Source organism: Rhizobium sp. NFR03 (genome assembly GCF_900111275.1).
GTDB lineage: Bacteria > Pseudomonadota > Alphaproteobacteria > Rhizobiales > Rhizobiaceae > Ferranicluibacter.
Genome location: NZ_FOGR01000006.1, coordinates 39,277 through 52,364, shown reverse-complemented (window position 1 = coordinate 52,364; position 13,088 = coordinate 39,277). Strand labels below are relative to the sequence as shown.

Genomic DNA, 13,088 nt, shown 5'->3' with positions numbered 1-13,088 from the left:
GGTCACGAATTCTTCGCATTTGCAGCATGCGTACCGGCATATTCGCTGCTTTGCAGTTCGATCAGCCGGGAAACGGTCCGGTCGAACTCGAATCCTTCGGTTCCGCGCTTGACGGTCAAAAGGTCTTCGGGGCGTGCCGCAGCCGATGCGAACAGCCGCGCACCCTGATCGTAAATCGTATCGACCAGCATGATGAAGCGCTTGGTTTCGTTGCGCCGTTCAGGATCGAGCAGCGGGATGTCATCAATGAAGATGACACGGTAATGCGACAGAATGGTGAGATAGTCGGTTGCGCCGAGGGGACGGGCACAAAGATCGGCGAAGGAGAACCGCGCGCAGTCGCCGGCAGCCAACGGCACGTGGATCGTCCGGCCCTTGAAGGTGAGATCGGCTGGTGCGGGTTGCAGCCCCGCAGTTGCCTTCGCCCAGGATGTATCGAGTGCGTCACGCGCGGCGTCATCGAGCGGCGAGGACCATACGGGCAGGCCGCTGGTCTTCTCAAGGCGATAGTCGGTCTGCGTGTCGAGCGGCACGACCTCGGCATGAGCGCGCAGGAGATCCACGAAGGGCAGGAAGAGCGAGCGGTTGAGCCCGTCGCGATAGAGATCGCGGGGCTCGACATTCGACGTGGCGACCAGCACGCAGCCCCGCTTGAAAAGCTCGCCGAAGAGGCGCGACAGGATCATGGCATCCGCAATGTCGGTCACCGAGAACTCGTCGAAGCAGAGGAGACGGGCTTCCGCATAGATATCGGCTGCAACAGGCGGCATGGGGTCCGCCTCCTTCGTCTCGCCGTTCTTCAGCTTCTGCCGATGCTTGAAAATGCGATCCTGCACCTCGGCCATGAACTCGTGAAAATGCGCGCGCCGCTTGCGCTCGATCGGCACGGTCTCGAAAAAGAGATCCATGAGCATGGTCTTGCCGCGCCCGACGCCGCCATAGAGATACAGGCCCTTGATCGGTGGACGCTGATCACGCTTTGCGGCAAACAACCAGCCAAGCGCATTCGACTTGCGATTGGCGCGACTGGCGGCAAGCTCCGTCGAAAGCCGGTCGAGGCGGGCGGCAATGGCAAGCTGCGCCGGATCGCGGCGCATGTCGCCGCTGGCAATGCGAGCCTCAAGGCGTCTGGAGATGGTGTTCTCGGCGTTTGGCACGCGCAGCCTTCCTGGCCGTCAGAAGAAGCCCGGCCGGTGCCGGGCGCTGGAAATCGCCGCAAGTCGATACGGCTTTTGATCAAACCGCTTCGACCGCTTGGGAATCAGCGGCTCAGGCTGACGGGCTGTCCGCCGTTCGTCTGGCCGTCATAGCGCGAATCGGCTGTCTTGTAGAGGCGGGCAAGCGCATTGCCGCTGCGGTCCTTGAGGACGACCTGCTTGCCGGCCACTTCCCACGAACCCATCTGCGTCAGCTCGCCTGCGCAACCGCGGGTGCCGCCGCGTGAGCCGGAGCCGAGATTGGTCAGCGTCAGGAACATGTCGCAGGAGCTGCCGCCATTGGCGACGCGCCAGTTGCCGACCATGGATTCCTTCGTCACGTCGAGCGAGGCTGCAGGAACTGCCGGAGCACCGGGGGGAACCTGCGCGCCGCCGAGTGCTGCCGTCTGGTTAACAGGTGCTGCGGGGAACTGAGATGTGTCACCGCTCGTCGGAGGTGGCAGGGAGCCGCCGGAAACGGAGGGAACGGGCTGCGCCTGCAACGGGGCAGGGCCTCCCATGTCACGCTGATCGAAAGCGCCCACTGACGTGCGCTGGCATCCCGAAAGGGCCAGCACCGCCGCTAGACCCGCCGCAACATGATATGCCCGCATTTCGAACTCCCGGTCGTCTCGCATGAAAAATGAACGTTCGAGACAGATATAGGCCGGATTAAGGTTAATCGACCTTTAAGGTTGTTGAAAAACGTTCTTTCCTACAGCCTTGTGGCGGTGAGGAAACGCCGATCCGCGTTTCCTCCCGTAAAAATATGGCTCAGACGCGACGCTCGACCATCATTTTCTTGATCTCGCCGATTGCCTTGGCAGGGTTGAGGCCCTTGGGACAGGTCTGCGCGCAATTCATGATGGTGTGGCAGCGATAGAGGCGGAAGGGATCTTCCAGATTGTCCAGACGCTCGCCCTTCGCTTCGTCGCGGCTGTCGATCAGCCAGCGATAGGCCTGGAGAAGGACGGCCGGGCCGAGATAGCGATCGCCGTTCCACCAGTAGCTCGGGCACGAGGCCGAGCAGCAGGCGCAGAGGATGCACTCGTAGAGACCGTCGAGCTTGGCGCGATCGTCGTGGCTCTGCTTCCACTCCTTGGCCGGAGCGGGCGAGACCGTCTTGAGCCAGGGCTCGATCGAGCGGTGCTGGGCGTAGAAGTTCGTGAGGTCCGGCACGAGATCCTTGACGACCGGCATATGCGGCAGGGGATAGACCTTTACCGTGCCCTTCACGTCATCCATGCCCTTGGTGCAGGCCAGCGTGTTGGTGCCGTCGATGTTCATCGCGCAGGATCCGCAGATGCCCTCGCGACAGGAGCGGCGCAACGTCAGCGTCGGATCGATCTTGTTCTTGATGTAGAGCAATGCATCGAGAACCATCGGGCCGCAATCGTCGATATCGATGAAGAAGGTATCGATCGACGGGTTCTTGCCGTCATCGGGGCTCCAGCGATAGACGCGGAATTCGCGGGTGTTGGTGGCGCCGGCGGGCTTCGGCCACACCTTGCCTTCGGTCATCTGCGAGTTCTTGGGAAGTGCAAGTTCAACCATATCTGTTTTCCTTGACCCGGGCTTCCGTTAGTAGACGCGGGCTTTGGGCTCGATCTTGTAGGGATCGATGCCTTCGGCGAGCAATTCGGTGTGAACCGGGCGATAGTCGAGCTTGACGTCGCCGGCCTCATTGACCCAAGCCAGCGTGTGCTTGCGCCAGTTGACGTCGTCGCGACCTGCGAACGGGCCGGATGTGTAGTCCTCGCGGGCGTGGCTGCCGCGGCTTTCCTTGCGGGCCTCCGCGCCGACAACCGTGGTGATGGCGTTGGCCATCAGGTTTTCCAGTTCCAGCGTTTCCACCAGATCCGAGTTCCAGATCATCGAGCGGTCGGTGACCTTGATGTCGGACATTTCGGACCAGATGGCGCTCATCCGCTTGCAGCCGCTTTCCAGCGATTCCTGCGTGCGGAACACGGCGGCGTCTTCCTGCATCGTGCGCTGCATCTTTTCGCGCAGAACGGACGTCGGCGTGCCCCCGCTGGCATAGCGCAGCGTGTCTAGACGGCCGACGATCTTGTCGCATGCGGCCTTGTTCAGCGCGGGGATCGGGCTTGCCCGGTCGATGACCTCGCCGGCGCGGATGGCGGCGGCGCGACCGAAGACCACGAGGTCGATCAGCGAGTTGGAGCCAAGGCGGTTTGCGCCATGCACCGAGGCGCAGCCGGCTTCACCGACGGCCATCAGGCCGGGGATGATGCGCTCCGGGTTCTCGCTGTCGGCATTCAGCACCTCGCCCCAGTAATTGGTGGGAATACCGCCCATGTTGTAGTGAACCGTCGGCAGAACCGGGATCGGCTCGCGCGTTACGTCGACACCTGCGAAGATCTTGGCGCTTTCGGAAATCCCCGGCAGACGCTCGTTGAGAACGGCGGGGTCGAGATGGTCGAGATGCAGGAAGATGTGGTCCTTCGCCTTGCCGACGCCGCGACCTTCGCGGATTTCCAGCGTCATGCAGCGGGAGACGACGTCGCGCGAGGCGAGGTCCTTGGCGGACGGTGCATAGCGCTCCATGAAGCGCTCGCCTTCGGAATTGACGAGATAACCGCCTTCGCCGCGTGCACCCTCGGTGATCAGGCAGCCGGCGCCGTAGATGCCGGTCGGGTGGAACTGGACGAACTCCATGTCCTGCAGCGGCAGGCCGGCGCGTGCGATCATGCCGCCGCCATCGCCCGTGCAGGTATGGGCCGAGGTTGCCGAGAAGTAAGCGCGCCCGTAGCCGCCTGTCGCCAGCACGACCATCTTGGCCGAGAAGCGGTGGATCGTGCCGTCATCGAGGCACCAGGCGACGACGCCCGTGCAACGGCTGCCGTCGTCTGACATGATCAGGTCGAGGGCGAAATACTCGATGAAGAATTCGGCATTGTGCTTCAGCGACTGGCCGTAGAGCGTGTGCAGGATGGCGTGACCGGTGCGGTCGGCCGCAGCGCAGGTGCGCTGCACCGGCGGGCCTTCACCGTAATTCTGCATGTGACCGCCGAACGGGCGCTGGTAGATCTTGCCTTCGGCGTTGCGCGAGAAGGGCACGCCGTAATGCTCGAGCTCATAGACCGCCTTCGGCGCTTCCATGGCGAGATATTGCATGGCATCGACGTCGCCGAGCCAGTCGGAACCCTTGACCGTGTCATAGAGATGCCACTGCCAGCTGTCCGGCGTCATGTTCTGCAGCGATGCGGCAATGCCGCCCTGGGCTGCAACCGTGTGGGAGCGCGTCGGGAAGACCTTGGTGATGCAGGCCGTCTTGAAGCCCTGTTCGGCCATGCCGAGCGTGGCGCGCAGTCCCGCGCCGCCAGCGCCCACGACGATCACGTCGTAGGAATGATCGACATACTGGTAGGCCTTGCCGTTGATGGAAGTCGGGCCGTTGACGGACGGTGCTTCGGTCGATGCCATGGTGTTATCCTGCAAAGGCGAGCTTCAGGATGGCGAAAAGACAGAGCCCGCCAACTGCGATCGCGAAGAATGTATTGAGCATGAGAAGGACGATCTTGATGCCTTCGGCGTGAACGTAGTCCTCGACGATCACCTGCATGCCGATCCGCATGTGGGTCAGGGCGGAGATGACGACAAGGGCCATGACCACGGCAACGAACGGATTGGCGAGCGCGGCGACCACGTCTGCGTGAGGAGCGCCGGCATAGGTCATGATGAAGATGACGAAGAAGGTCAGAAGGGGCACATTGGCGACGGCCGTCAGGCGCTGGCGCCAGAAGTGATCCGTGCCTTCTTTGGCCGAGCCGAGACCGCGAACCTTGCCCAGTGGTGTGCGCATATCCATGGTGTGTGCCCTCAGCGAACGATGTAGCCGACGATCCACAGAAGGAGCGTCACGGTGATGGAGCCGACGGCATTGGCGATGGCGAGCTTGGTCGAGAATTCCTTCTCGTAGCCGTAGCCCAGATCCCACATGAAGTGGCGCAGACCGCCGAACATATGGTGGATCAACGCCCAGGTGTAGCCGAACAGAATGACCTGACCGATGATGGTGCCGAAGAACCAGCTGGCCCAATCGTAATAGGCCGGGCCGCTGGCCGCTGCGATCAGCCACCAGGCGACGAGCACCGTGCCGAAGTAGAGCGCCGCGCCGGTGATGCGGTGCACAATCGACATGAGCATGGTCGGAATGAGCTTGTAGATTTGAAGATGCGGCGAAAGCGGCCGGCTTTTGGTGACATTCGTCATCTGAACCTCACGGAACGACCGGTCAATCGTCCAGAAACTAGACTTTTTATATCCGGTTTGCGCAGGGATTGCGCAGCATTCAGTTGTCGCGAGCTTTAATCTTCGGCAGGGGTCTTCACAAGCCTGTTTGCGGTGCGAAAGAAAATTAATCGATTAGAGACGGAGGTTTATCGGAAACGGCGATGCACGGTATTTTAACGGTTAAGCATATCCGGCGAAATCTGCTGCAACCGCCTGACTTTCGCGACGACCTGCGCCAGATTGCTCTTAACGTTTTGTTAAGATCCGTCGGAGGTTCATTATGGTTCGGGACGTTTCTCTGCGGCCGATCGTCGTCGCCATTGCCCTGGTCGCCTCCTCGTTCGGAAGCGCCGAAGCAGGGGATGAGGGCTATCGTGGTCTGTATCACCGCGTGCAGCAAGAACAGCTCGAACAAAGATCCGGCGTCCGGCTTCAGAGTGACGACCGTGACGTGCCGGATTATCGCGCGATACCGGACTATCGCGCGATACCAGACTATCGCGTCGTGCGCGGCGTCTTCGACGGCGAGCGTCGGTATCCACGCGGCTGGCATGCGCCGGCCGCCATCATCGTCGGCTCCGGGCGATATTCCGGCAATGCGAACGGCCTCTATCGCCGCAACGCCGGCAGCTACTTCACCGTCACGAATTATGATGAAGATCCCTCCTACGGTGCCATCGAACGCTATCCCGCGGGAACCGGTACTTTACGAAGCCGCGTGATCAACATCGACCGCGGTGCAGCTCGCCGCAACGACAGCGCGTGCAGCTTCGAGGCGGGCGTCTGCGTCATTCGGGGGCGCTGAGGCCAGGTTCGCGGCCGGCTCCTGCAATGCAATCTGGAGTATTTCCAGCCGAAGCGGCATCGCTTCCGCGTCGGACAATGCGGAGAAAACAAGAGGCTAGAGTATTTCCGGTGAACCCGTGTTCATCGAAAATATTCTAGCGAAACCGCCAGACCGTCGTCTTTTTGACCTCGCTGTCTTCCAGCGCCCGTGTGACCGGAACCTCAAAGGTCGCAAGCGGCTCCATGCGATGGCGCGGACAATAGGAGCGGCCGGGGTCGCCGACGATGACGTCGATGCCGCTTGCCACGAGACGTTCGAACCAGGGTATCAGCCTGTCGGCAAAGGCCTTGTCGTAAAAGACGTCGCCAGCAAGGAACACGTCGCAGGCGACGGGCCGGCCGATCCGGTCCGTGTTCTCGCTCGTGACGGCCACGTCGTTCAGTTCAGCATTGAGACGGATCGCGGTCCCCGTCCACGGATCGGTATCCAAAGCGAGAACCGATGCCGCGCCGGCCTTCATGGCGGCGATCGCCACCAGCCCGGAGCCGGAGGCGAAGTCAATGACGCTCTTGCCGGCCACGATGTCGGGTTGATCGAGCACGTAGCGGGCAAGACCCTGTCCGCCGGCCCAGGCGAAGGCCCAGAAGGGCGGCGGCAGGCCGATGGCGTCGAGCTCGTCCTCCGTCTTCAGCCAGAGATCGTGCGCCTCGCTCGCCAGAAACAGCCGCACCTCGGGAACATGCGGGGGAGCGATGACGCTCGTGTTCTCGCGGATGAAGCGTTCGGGATCCGTCTTCACGCCCCGGTCTTCATGCGGGGGGCGATTCCGGTGGGCTGTCGAGGCCGCCCATGCGGCAGACCTCCTGCCATTCGTCTTCCGTCACGGCCTGAACCGAGAGGCGCATGGAGGTGACGAGCTGCATGTCCTTCAGCTTCTCGCTTGCCTTCACGTCCTTCAGCGTGACGGGCCGGGGCATGTCGCAGACGGCGCGGATATCGACGCAGTCCCAGCGGGCATCGCCTTCGGCCGTCGAATCAGGATGCGACAGGGCGCAGACCTCGGCGATGCCGACGATCTCCAAGCCTTCGTTGGAGTGATAGAAGAAGCCCTTGTCGCCGATCTTCATGGCCCGCATGTTGTTTCGGGCAAGGTAATTGCGCACGCCGGTCCATTCGGTGCCGGCTTCGCCCGCGTCCTTCTGCATGGCCCAGGACCATTTGAACGGTTCGGATTTCCAGAGCCAGTAGGCCATCGCACGTCACTCCGGCTTGTTGAACACCCAATTCCAGGCCTTGACCTCGACGGAGGCGAAGAGGCCGGCCTTGGCGTAGGGGTCTTCGGCAAAGATCGCGGCGGCCGCTTTCTTCGTCTCGGCGTCGATGATGACGAGACTGCCGGTCGGCTTGCCGTCGTCGCCCAGAAACGGGCCGGCGATTTTCAGGATACCACGCGTATTCAGGTCATCGAGATAGGCGACGTGGGTCGGACGGGTGTCGAGGCGGATCTGGAGCGCGCCTTCCTTATCGGTGCAAAGGGCTGCAAAGAGCATGGTCGTGCCTTTCCAAAGCTATTCTTGAGTGATGGGACGGGACATGAGCTGTTCGAGCGCCGTTTCCACGTCAATGGTGCCGTCGATCATGGCGGCTACTGCGAAGGTGAGCGGCATGTCGAGGCCGAGACGGCGGGCCTCTGTGGCCGCGACCGAGGCCGCAAGCGCGCCTTCCACGAGATCGGCGGTCGGCTGGGCGGCGCGTTGCTTGCGACCGAGCGCGATTCCATAGCGCAGGTTTCGCGACTGATGGCTGGTGGCGGTGAGGACGAGATCGCCGAGCCCGGACAGGCCGCGGACGGTGTCGCCCCGGCCACCGCAGGCCGCGACGTAGCGCGAGAGTTCGGCAAGGCCGCGGGCGATCATGGCGGCGCGGGCGGAGTCGCCGAGACCCGCGCCCTCGACGATGCCGCAGGCAATCGCCAGCACATTCTTCAGCGCGCCGCCGAGCTGAACGCCCGTGCGGTCGGCCGAGGGGTAAAGGCGGAAGGACGGGCCGGAAAGAGCGGTCGCAAGGCGGGCGGCACGGTCTGCCGTAGCCGAGGCGATGACCATGGCGGTTGGCAGGCCGGTGGCGATATCGGCGGCAAAGCCGGGACCGGAGAGAACGGACACATCGAGGTCTCGTAGTTCCTCGGCCACCACCTCCGTCAGAAGCCGGCCGGTGCCGCGTTCCAGACCCTTGGCGCAGATGACGATGTCGGTGCCCGGCGCAAGGTGCGGCCGGAGCGCTTGCGCGGCCTCTCGCTGCGCCTGCGACGGCATGGCGAAGAGGACGATGCCGGCTGAGGAAACGGAGGCTGGTTCGGCCGTGGCCAAAAGGCCCTCGGGCAGTTCGATGCCGGGCAGTGCCTCCTCGTGCCGGCGCTGCGAGAGGATCGCGTCGGCTACGTCCTTCCGGCGGGCGATGAGCGTGACGTCGCTGCGGCCGGTGCGCGCGATAACGGTGGCGAGCGCGGTTCCGAACGCGCCTGCGCCGACAACAGCCACTTTGTCGGCAGGAGACCGCATTGGCTCGCTCATGCCTTGGCGCCGCGCTTGCCGAAGCCGAGCAGGGTTTCGGCGTTCCCATCGAGTGGCCAGCGCGCGCGGGGCGAAACGGAAAGTTCATCTGGCGGCAGGCCGGCCGCCATGCGCTCTGCGCCCGCCCATGCGATCATCGCGGCATTGTCGGTGCAGAGATGGAGCGGCGGGGCGACGAAATCGAACCCATTTTTGTCGCAGAGGCTGTCGAGCGTTGCCCGCAGGGCCTGATTGGCGGCCACGCCGCCGGCAACCACGAGGGAGGGCCGGCCGGCATCCGGGTAGGTCTCGCGAAAGCGCTGGAGACCGCGACCGATCCGGTCCTTCAGCGTTCGGGACACGGCATGCTGGAAGGAGGCGCAGATGTCGGCGATATCCTGCTCGCCCACCGGCGCGATCGCTTGCGCCGACTGCCGAACGGCGGTCTTCAGGCCTGAGAAGGAGAAGTCCAGCCGCGCTTCGCCGACGAGCGGGCGGGGGAAGGTGAAGCGCTCCGGATTGCCGCTGCGGGCGGCGCGTTCGACGGCCGGGCCGCCGGGGTAGGGAAGGCCCAGAAGTTTTGCCGTCTTGTCGAAGGCCTCGCCCAGCGCGTCATCGATGGTCGTGCCCCAGCGCTCGTAGTCGCCGGTGCCGCGCACCAGCACCAGCTGGGTATGGCCGCCGGACACCAGCAGCATCAGATAGGGGAAGGTGAGGCCATGCGTCAGTCGCGCGGTCAGCGCGTGGCCTTCGAGATGGTTGATGGCATAGAGCGGCTTGTTTGCGGCACGGGCCATCGCCTTGCCGGTCATGAGGCCGACGATCAGCCCACCGATAAGCCCCGGGCCGCTGGTGGCGGCAATCGCATCGACGTCGGACAGCGACATTTGCGCGCGGGCCAGTGCTTCGGCAATCAGCGTATCCAGCGCCTCGACATGGGCGCGAGCGGCGATTTCCGGTACAACGCCGCCGTAGACGCTGTGCTCTTCAAGCTGGCTCAGCACCACGTCGCCAAGGATTTCGCCGCGCCCGTCCGTTTCGCGCAGCACCACGGAAGCGGCGGTTTCGTCGCAGCTCGTCTCGATGCCGAGAATACGCAGGGGCCGGTTCATGGGCGGGTTACTCGAAGATTGCGGTCGGGAATAAAGGGGGATACACGGACCTCCGGTAACAACGGATCGTAGCGGATGCAAACGAAACCTTTCCGGATCGGCACGCGCGGCAGCCGGCTTGCGCTGGCTCAGGCCCATGAAACACGCGACCGGCTGATGGCGGCGCATGGCCTGCCGGAGGAGATGTTCGAGATCGTGCCACTATCGACGGCGGGCGACCGCATCACCGACCGCGCGCTATCGGAAATCGGAGGCAAGGGACTCTTCACGCAGGAGCTGGAAGACCAGCTTCTGGCGGGTACGCTCGATTTTGCGGTGCATTCGGCAAAGGACATGGCGACCCGTCTGCCGGACGGCCTGTTCCTCTCCGCCTTCCTGCCGCGCGAGGACGCCCGCGATGCCTTCATCGGCGGCACGGCGCCGACCCTCCTTGCCCTGCCGGAAGGGGCGACGGTCGGCTCGGCTTCGCTGCGTCGACAGGCTCTGATCCGCCGGCTGCGGCCCGACATCAACGTCGTCGTCTATCGCGGTCTCGTGGAGACCCGGCTGCGCAAGCTTGCCGAGGGCCAGGTGGATGGTACGCTGCTCGCGCTTGCCGGGCTGAAGCGGCTCAATCTCGAAGGCGTGGCGACCGAGATTCTCGATCCCACCTATTTCCCGCCGGCGCCTGCGCAAGGCGCTATCGCTGTCGAAAGCCGGATTGGCGACACGAGAATTAACGAGCTTCTGTCGGCCATCGATGATCGCAGGACGCATGAGGCCGTGACCTGCGAAAGGGCGTTTCTCGATACGCTGGATGGGTCATGCCGCACACCCATAGCCGGCTATGCGATATCCGACGGAGAGCAGATCTCTTTCTCCGGGATGATCCTGACGCCGGACGGCACCCAGCATCACCGCGTCAATGCCGAGGGGCGGGCGGGCGATGCGGCAAGGATCGGAGCGCAGGCAGGCGAGGACATTCGCGCGGATGCGGCGCCCGGTTTCTTCTCAAGCTGGGCGTGAGCGCGTGCGCGTCCTCGTCACGCGCCCGGAAACGACTGCGGACAACACGCTCCGGCGGCTGGCGCTTGCCGGCCATGAAACGCTGCTCCTGCCGCTGAGCGAGGCGGAGCATCTGCCGATCCGCGCCACGGCTCTCACGGCATCGGGCGTGGTCGCCACCAGTGCGGAGGCCTTTCGGGCGTTGCGGCAATCCCCCGACGCCTTGCCGTCGCTGGTGCCCTTGCCGGTTTACTGCGTGGGTACTGCAACGGCGGAGGCGGCGCTCGATCTGGGCTTTTCCCAGGTGCGCGTCGGTCCCGGCGACGCGGCGGGTCTTGCAGAATTGATCCTGCGTGATCGCTACGGGCAGACCGGTATTCTCCTCTATCTCGCGGGCACGCCCCGACTGCCGGATCTGGAAACGCGCATGACCGTTGCCGGCGTGCCGTTGCAGGTTCGCCTTGTCTATCGCATGAGACCGGTCGTGCGGCCGCCGGGCGAGCTTTCCGCGCGCGTAAGGGCCTTTGATCCGCAAGCCGTGCTGTTCTACTCGCGGGAGGCAGTCCGGCAGTTCTTTTCCGACATCGCTCCGGCGATGCTGGCCGATACGGTGCGGATCCTCTGCCTCGGGCCCCGGATTGCGGACGCCGTGCCGCCCGGATGCCGGCATGTGGAGATCGCGCCGCGGCCGGACGAGGATGCGCTTCTCGCTCTGCTCGACGCCTGAATCGCGCAAATCGACCTTTGGGCCCTTTCCCTCGCCGGGGTCGGTGTCTAGGTTTATGCTGTTGACCTCACGCATAGAGAAGAGAGCATGGATCCGGAGAACCCGCCGCGCCGCACCAAGCCCGATCAGGAGCCGCTGACGATCGATCTGCATGCCACGCCGGATGCGTCGGATACGGCGCGACCGGAGGCGACGGACGTTCGTCCGGATGCATCGGAGCGAGACACGATGGAAAAGAGCTCGTCTGACGACACGGTCGTGCCGGACGCGGCGACAGCCGATGCCGAGCAAGGTGCTGCCGGAAGCCTGCATTTGAAAAATGATGCACTGAGCGACACGTCTGGCCAGACCAGCAGGGAAGCCGAGGCTGCAGAGCAGGCACGCGCCGAAGCGGCAGCGGCAGCCTTTGCCGAGGAACCGGCTTCTTCGACGCGGCCCAAAACGTCGTCCGTTCCGCCGACGCAGTCTGCCACGTCCTCGAAGTCTGCCAGTTCTTCCAAGCCCCCTAGTTCGGCGCAGCCCTCAAGCCCTTCACGCTCGGGCGCGCTGGCGGCCGGCATTCTGGGCGGCTTGATCGCGCTCGCCGGTGCCGGCGTTCTGCAATATGCCGGGGTCATCCCGTCGATCGGCCCTTCGTCGTCCGGCAATGCCGACCCAGGTCGTGATCTGGGCGCCGAAGTCGATGCGCTGAAGTCGCAGATTTCGGCGGCAGGCTCGTCCGGTGGCGAAGGTATGGAGCAAAGACTCGCCGCGCTTGAGCAAAGCGTCGGGGCGGCCGGTGACGCATCGGGCTCGGATAATCTGAAGGCGCAGGTCGAGAGCCTGACGCAAGAGCTGGCAACGGTAAAGTCCGGTCTTGCCGACCAGAGCCGTGCGGCCGAGACCGCCGCTTCGCAGCTTTCGACACGCATCGAGGAGGCGGAGAAGAAGCTTGAGGAGCCGGCAAGCGATGTTCAGCTCGCCCGCGCCGTCGCGGTGACGGCGCTGAAGACGTCGATCGATCGCGGCGGACCGTTTCTGGCCGAACTCGATGCGCTGAAGAGCATTTCACCGGACGACCCTGCCGTTGCCGGTCTGGCCGACGTCGCGCCGCGCGGCGTCTCGTCGCGTTCGGACCTGACGCGCACCTTCCCCGATACGGCCGACGCCATGCTGGCGGCCATTCGCGGGGCAGATCCGAATCAGGGCATCTTCTCGCGTCTGGTGGGAAGTGCAGCCTCTGCCGTGCGGGTTCGCCCGGTCGGCAGCGTCGAGGGCACGGGTCCGGAAGCCGTCGTTGCGCGCATCGAGGACCGCCTGACCAATGGCGACCTGAAGGGCGCGAGCCTCGAATGGGACGGACTGCCGCAACCTGCCAAGGATGCCGGTGCGGACTTCCGTGCGAAGCTCGATGAACGCATCAAGGTCGAAGGCCTGATCGACGCCGCCGTGGCCGGAGCCGCAACCGGCTCCACACCCGCCAAACAGGGCTGAGGA

Annotated in this window: 15 protein-coding genes; 4 read left to right on the top strand and 11 right to left on the bottom strand. The window is 64.2% G+C overall.

Annotation, left to right across the window (positions count from 1 at the left end; all coding sequences use genetic code 11):
* Positions 1-2 precede the first annotated feature (2 nt).
* The 6 genes from zapE to sdhC all read right to left on the bottom strand — a co-directional run bounded on the left by zapE (position 3) and on the right by sdhC (position 5,429).
* Positions 3-1,157 carry a cell division protein ZapE gene (gene zapE / locus BSG19_RS18540; protein WP_092989521.1) on the bottom strand — a complete coding sequence of 385 codons (1,155 nt, stop codon included), beginning with the start codon at positions 1,155-1,157 and terminating at the stop codon, positions 3-5.
* Between the two features lie 104 nt (positions 1,158-1,261).
* A complete protein-coding gene (locus BSG19_RS18535; protein WP_092989654.1) occupies positions 1,262-1,810 on the bottom strand; it encodes a protease inhibitor Inh/omp19 family protein in 549 nt (182 codons plus the stop codon).
* Positions 1,811-1,970: 160 nt separating this feature from the next.
* On the bottom strand, positions 1,971-2,750 hold the full coding sequence (locus tag BSG19_RS18530) for a succinate dehydrogenase iron-sulfur subunit (RefSeq protein ID WP_092989520.1): 780 nt from the start codon (positions 2,748-2,750) through the stop codon (positions 1,971-1,973).
* 27 nt (positions 2,751-2,777) lie between these two features.
* A complete protein-coding gene (sdhA, locus tag BSG19_RS18525; RefSeq protein WP_092989519.1) occupies positions 2,778-4,640 on the bottom strand; it encodes a succinate dehydrogenase flavoprotein subunit in 1,863 nt (620 codons plus the stop codon).
* A gap of 4 nt (positions 4,641-4,644) precedes the next feature.
* Positions 4,645-5,025, bottom strand: a complete 381-nt coding sequence (sdhD, locus tag BSG19_RS18520) for a succinate dehydrogenase, hydrophobic membrane anchor protein (protein ID WP_092989518.1) — start codon at positions 5,023-5,025, stop codon at positions 4,645-4,647.
* 11 nt (positions 5,026-5,036) lie between these two features.
* Positions 5,037-5,429 (bottom strand): succinate dehydrogenase, cytochrome b556 subunit, encoded by a 393-nt coding sequence (sdhC, locus tag BSG19_RS18515; protein ID WP_062477893.1) that lies wholly within the window; start codon positions 5,427-5,429, stop codon positions 5,037-5,039.
* Between the two features lie 301 nt (positions 5,430-5,730).
* Between sdhC and BSG19_RS18510 the strand changes: the two genes are divergently transcribed.
* Positions 5,731-6,255: a hypothetical protein gene (locus BSG19_RS18510; RefSeq protein WP_092989517.1), complete on the top strand. Its 525-nt coding sequence runs from the start codon at positions 5,731-5,733 to the stop codon at positions 6,253-6,255.
* Positions 6,256-6,391: 136 nt separating this feature from the next.
* Here BSG19_RS18510 and BSG19_RS18505 read toward each other — a convergent pair whose 3' ends face one another.
* The 5 genes from BSG19_RS18505 to tsaD are packed head-to-tail and all read right to left on the bottom strand — an operon-like array spanning position 6,392 to position 9,901.
* Positions 6,392-7,036, bottom strand: coding sequence for a class I SAM-dependent methyltransferase (locus BSG19_RS18505; protein ID WP_092989516.1), 645 nt, complete (start codon positions 7,034-7,036; stop codon positions 6,392-6,394).
* Positions 7,037-7,046: 10 nt separating this feature from the next.
* A complete protein-coding gene (locus tag BSG19_RS18500) occupies positions 7,047-7,490 on the bottom strand; it encodes an EVE domain-containing protein (protein WP_092989515.1) in 444 nt (147 codons plus the stop codon).
* A 6-nt stretch (positions 7,491-7,496) separates the two neighbouring features.
* On the bottom strand, positions 7,497-7,787 hold the full coding sequence (locus BSG19_RS18495; RefSeq protein ID WP_092989514.1) for a YciI-like protein: 291 nt from the start codon (positions 7,785-7,787) through the stop codon (positions 7,497-7,499).
* A gap of 18 nt (positions 7,788-7,805) precedes the next feature.
* Positions 7,806-8,810, bottom strand: coding sequence for an NAD(P)H-dependent glycerol-3-phosphate dehydrogenase (locus BSG19_RS18490; RefSeq protein ID WP_092989513.1), 1,005 nt, complete (start codon positions 8,808-8,810; stop codon positions 7,806-7,808).
* The gene (gene tsaD / locus BSG19_RS18485) at positions 8,807-9,901 is read right to left on the bottom strand and encodes a tRNA (adenosine(37)-N6)-threonylcarbamoyltransferase complex transferase subunit TsaD (RefSeq protein WP_092989512.1); all 1,095 of its coding nucleotides are present in this window, start codon (positions 9,899-9,901) and stop codon (positions 8,807-8,809) included. The genes BSG19_RS18490 and tsaD overlap by 4 nt, the downstream gene beginning before the upstream one ends.
* 75 nt (positions 9,902-9,976) lie before the next feature.
* Here tsaD and hemC point away from each other — a divergent pair, with 75 nt between their 5' ends.
* The 3 genes from hemC (at position 9,977) to BSG19_RS18470 (ending at position 13,085) form a co-directional block, all read left to right on the top strand.
* On the top strand, positions 9,977-10,906 hold the full coding sequence (hemC, locus tag BSG19_RS18480) for a hydroxymethylbilane synthase (RefSeq protein ID WP_092989511.1): 930 nt from the start codon (positions 9,977-9,979) through the stop codon (positions 10,904-10,906).
* 4 nt (positions 10,907-10,910) lie between these two features.
* On the top strand, positions 10,911-11,612 hold the full coding sequence (locus tag BSG19_RS18475; protein WP_170866031.1) for a uroporphyrinogen-III synthase: 702 nt from the start codon (positions 10,911-10,913) through the stop codon (positions 11,610-11,612).
* Positions 11,613-11,699: 87 nt separating this feature from the next.
* Positions 11,700-13,085, top strand: a complete 1,386-nt coding sequence (locus tag BSG19_RS18470) for a COG4223 family protein (protein WP_092989509.1) — start codon at positions 11,700-11,702, stop codon at positions 13,083-13,085.
* Positions 13,086-13,088 lie beyond the last annotated feature (3 nt).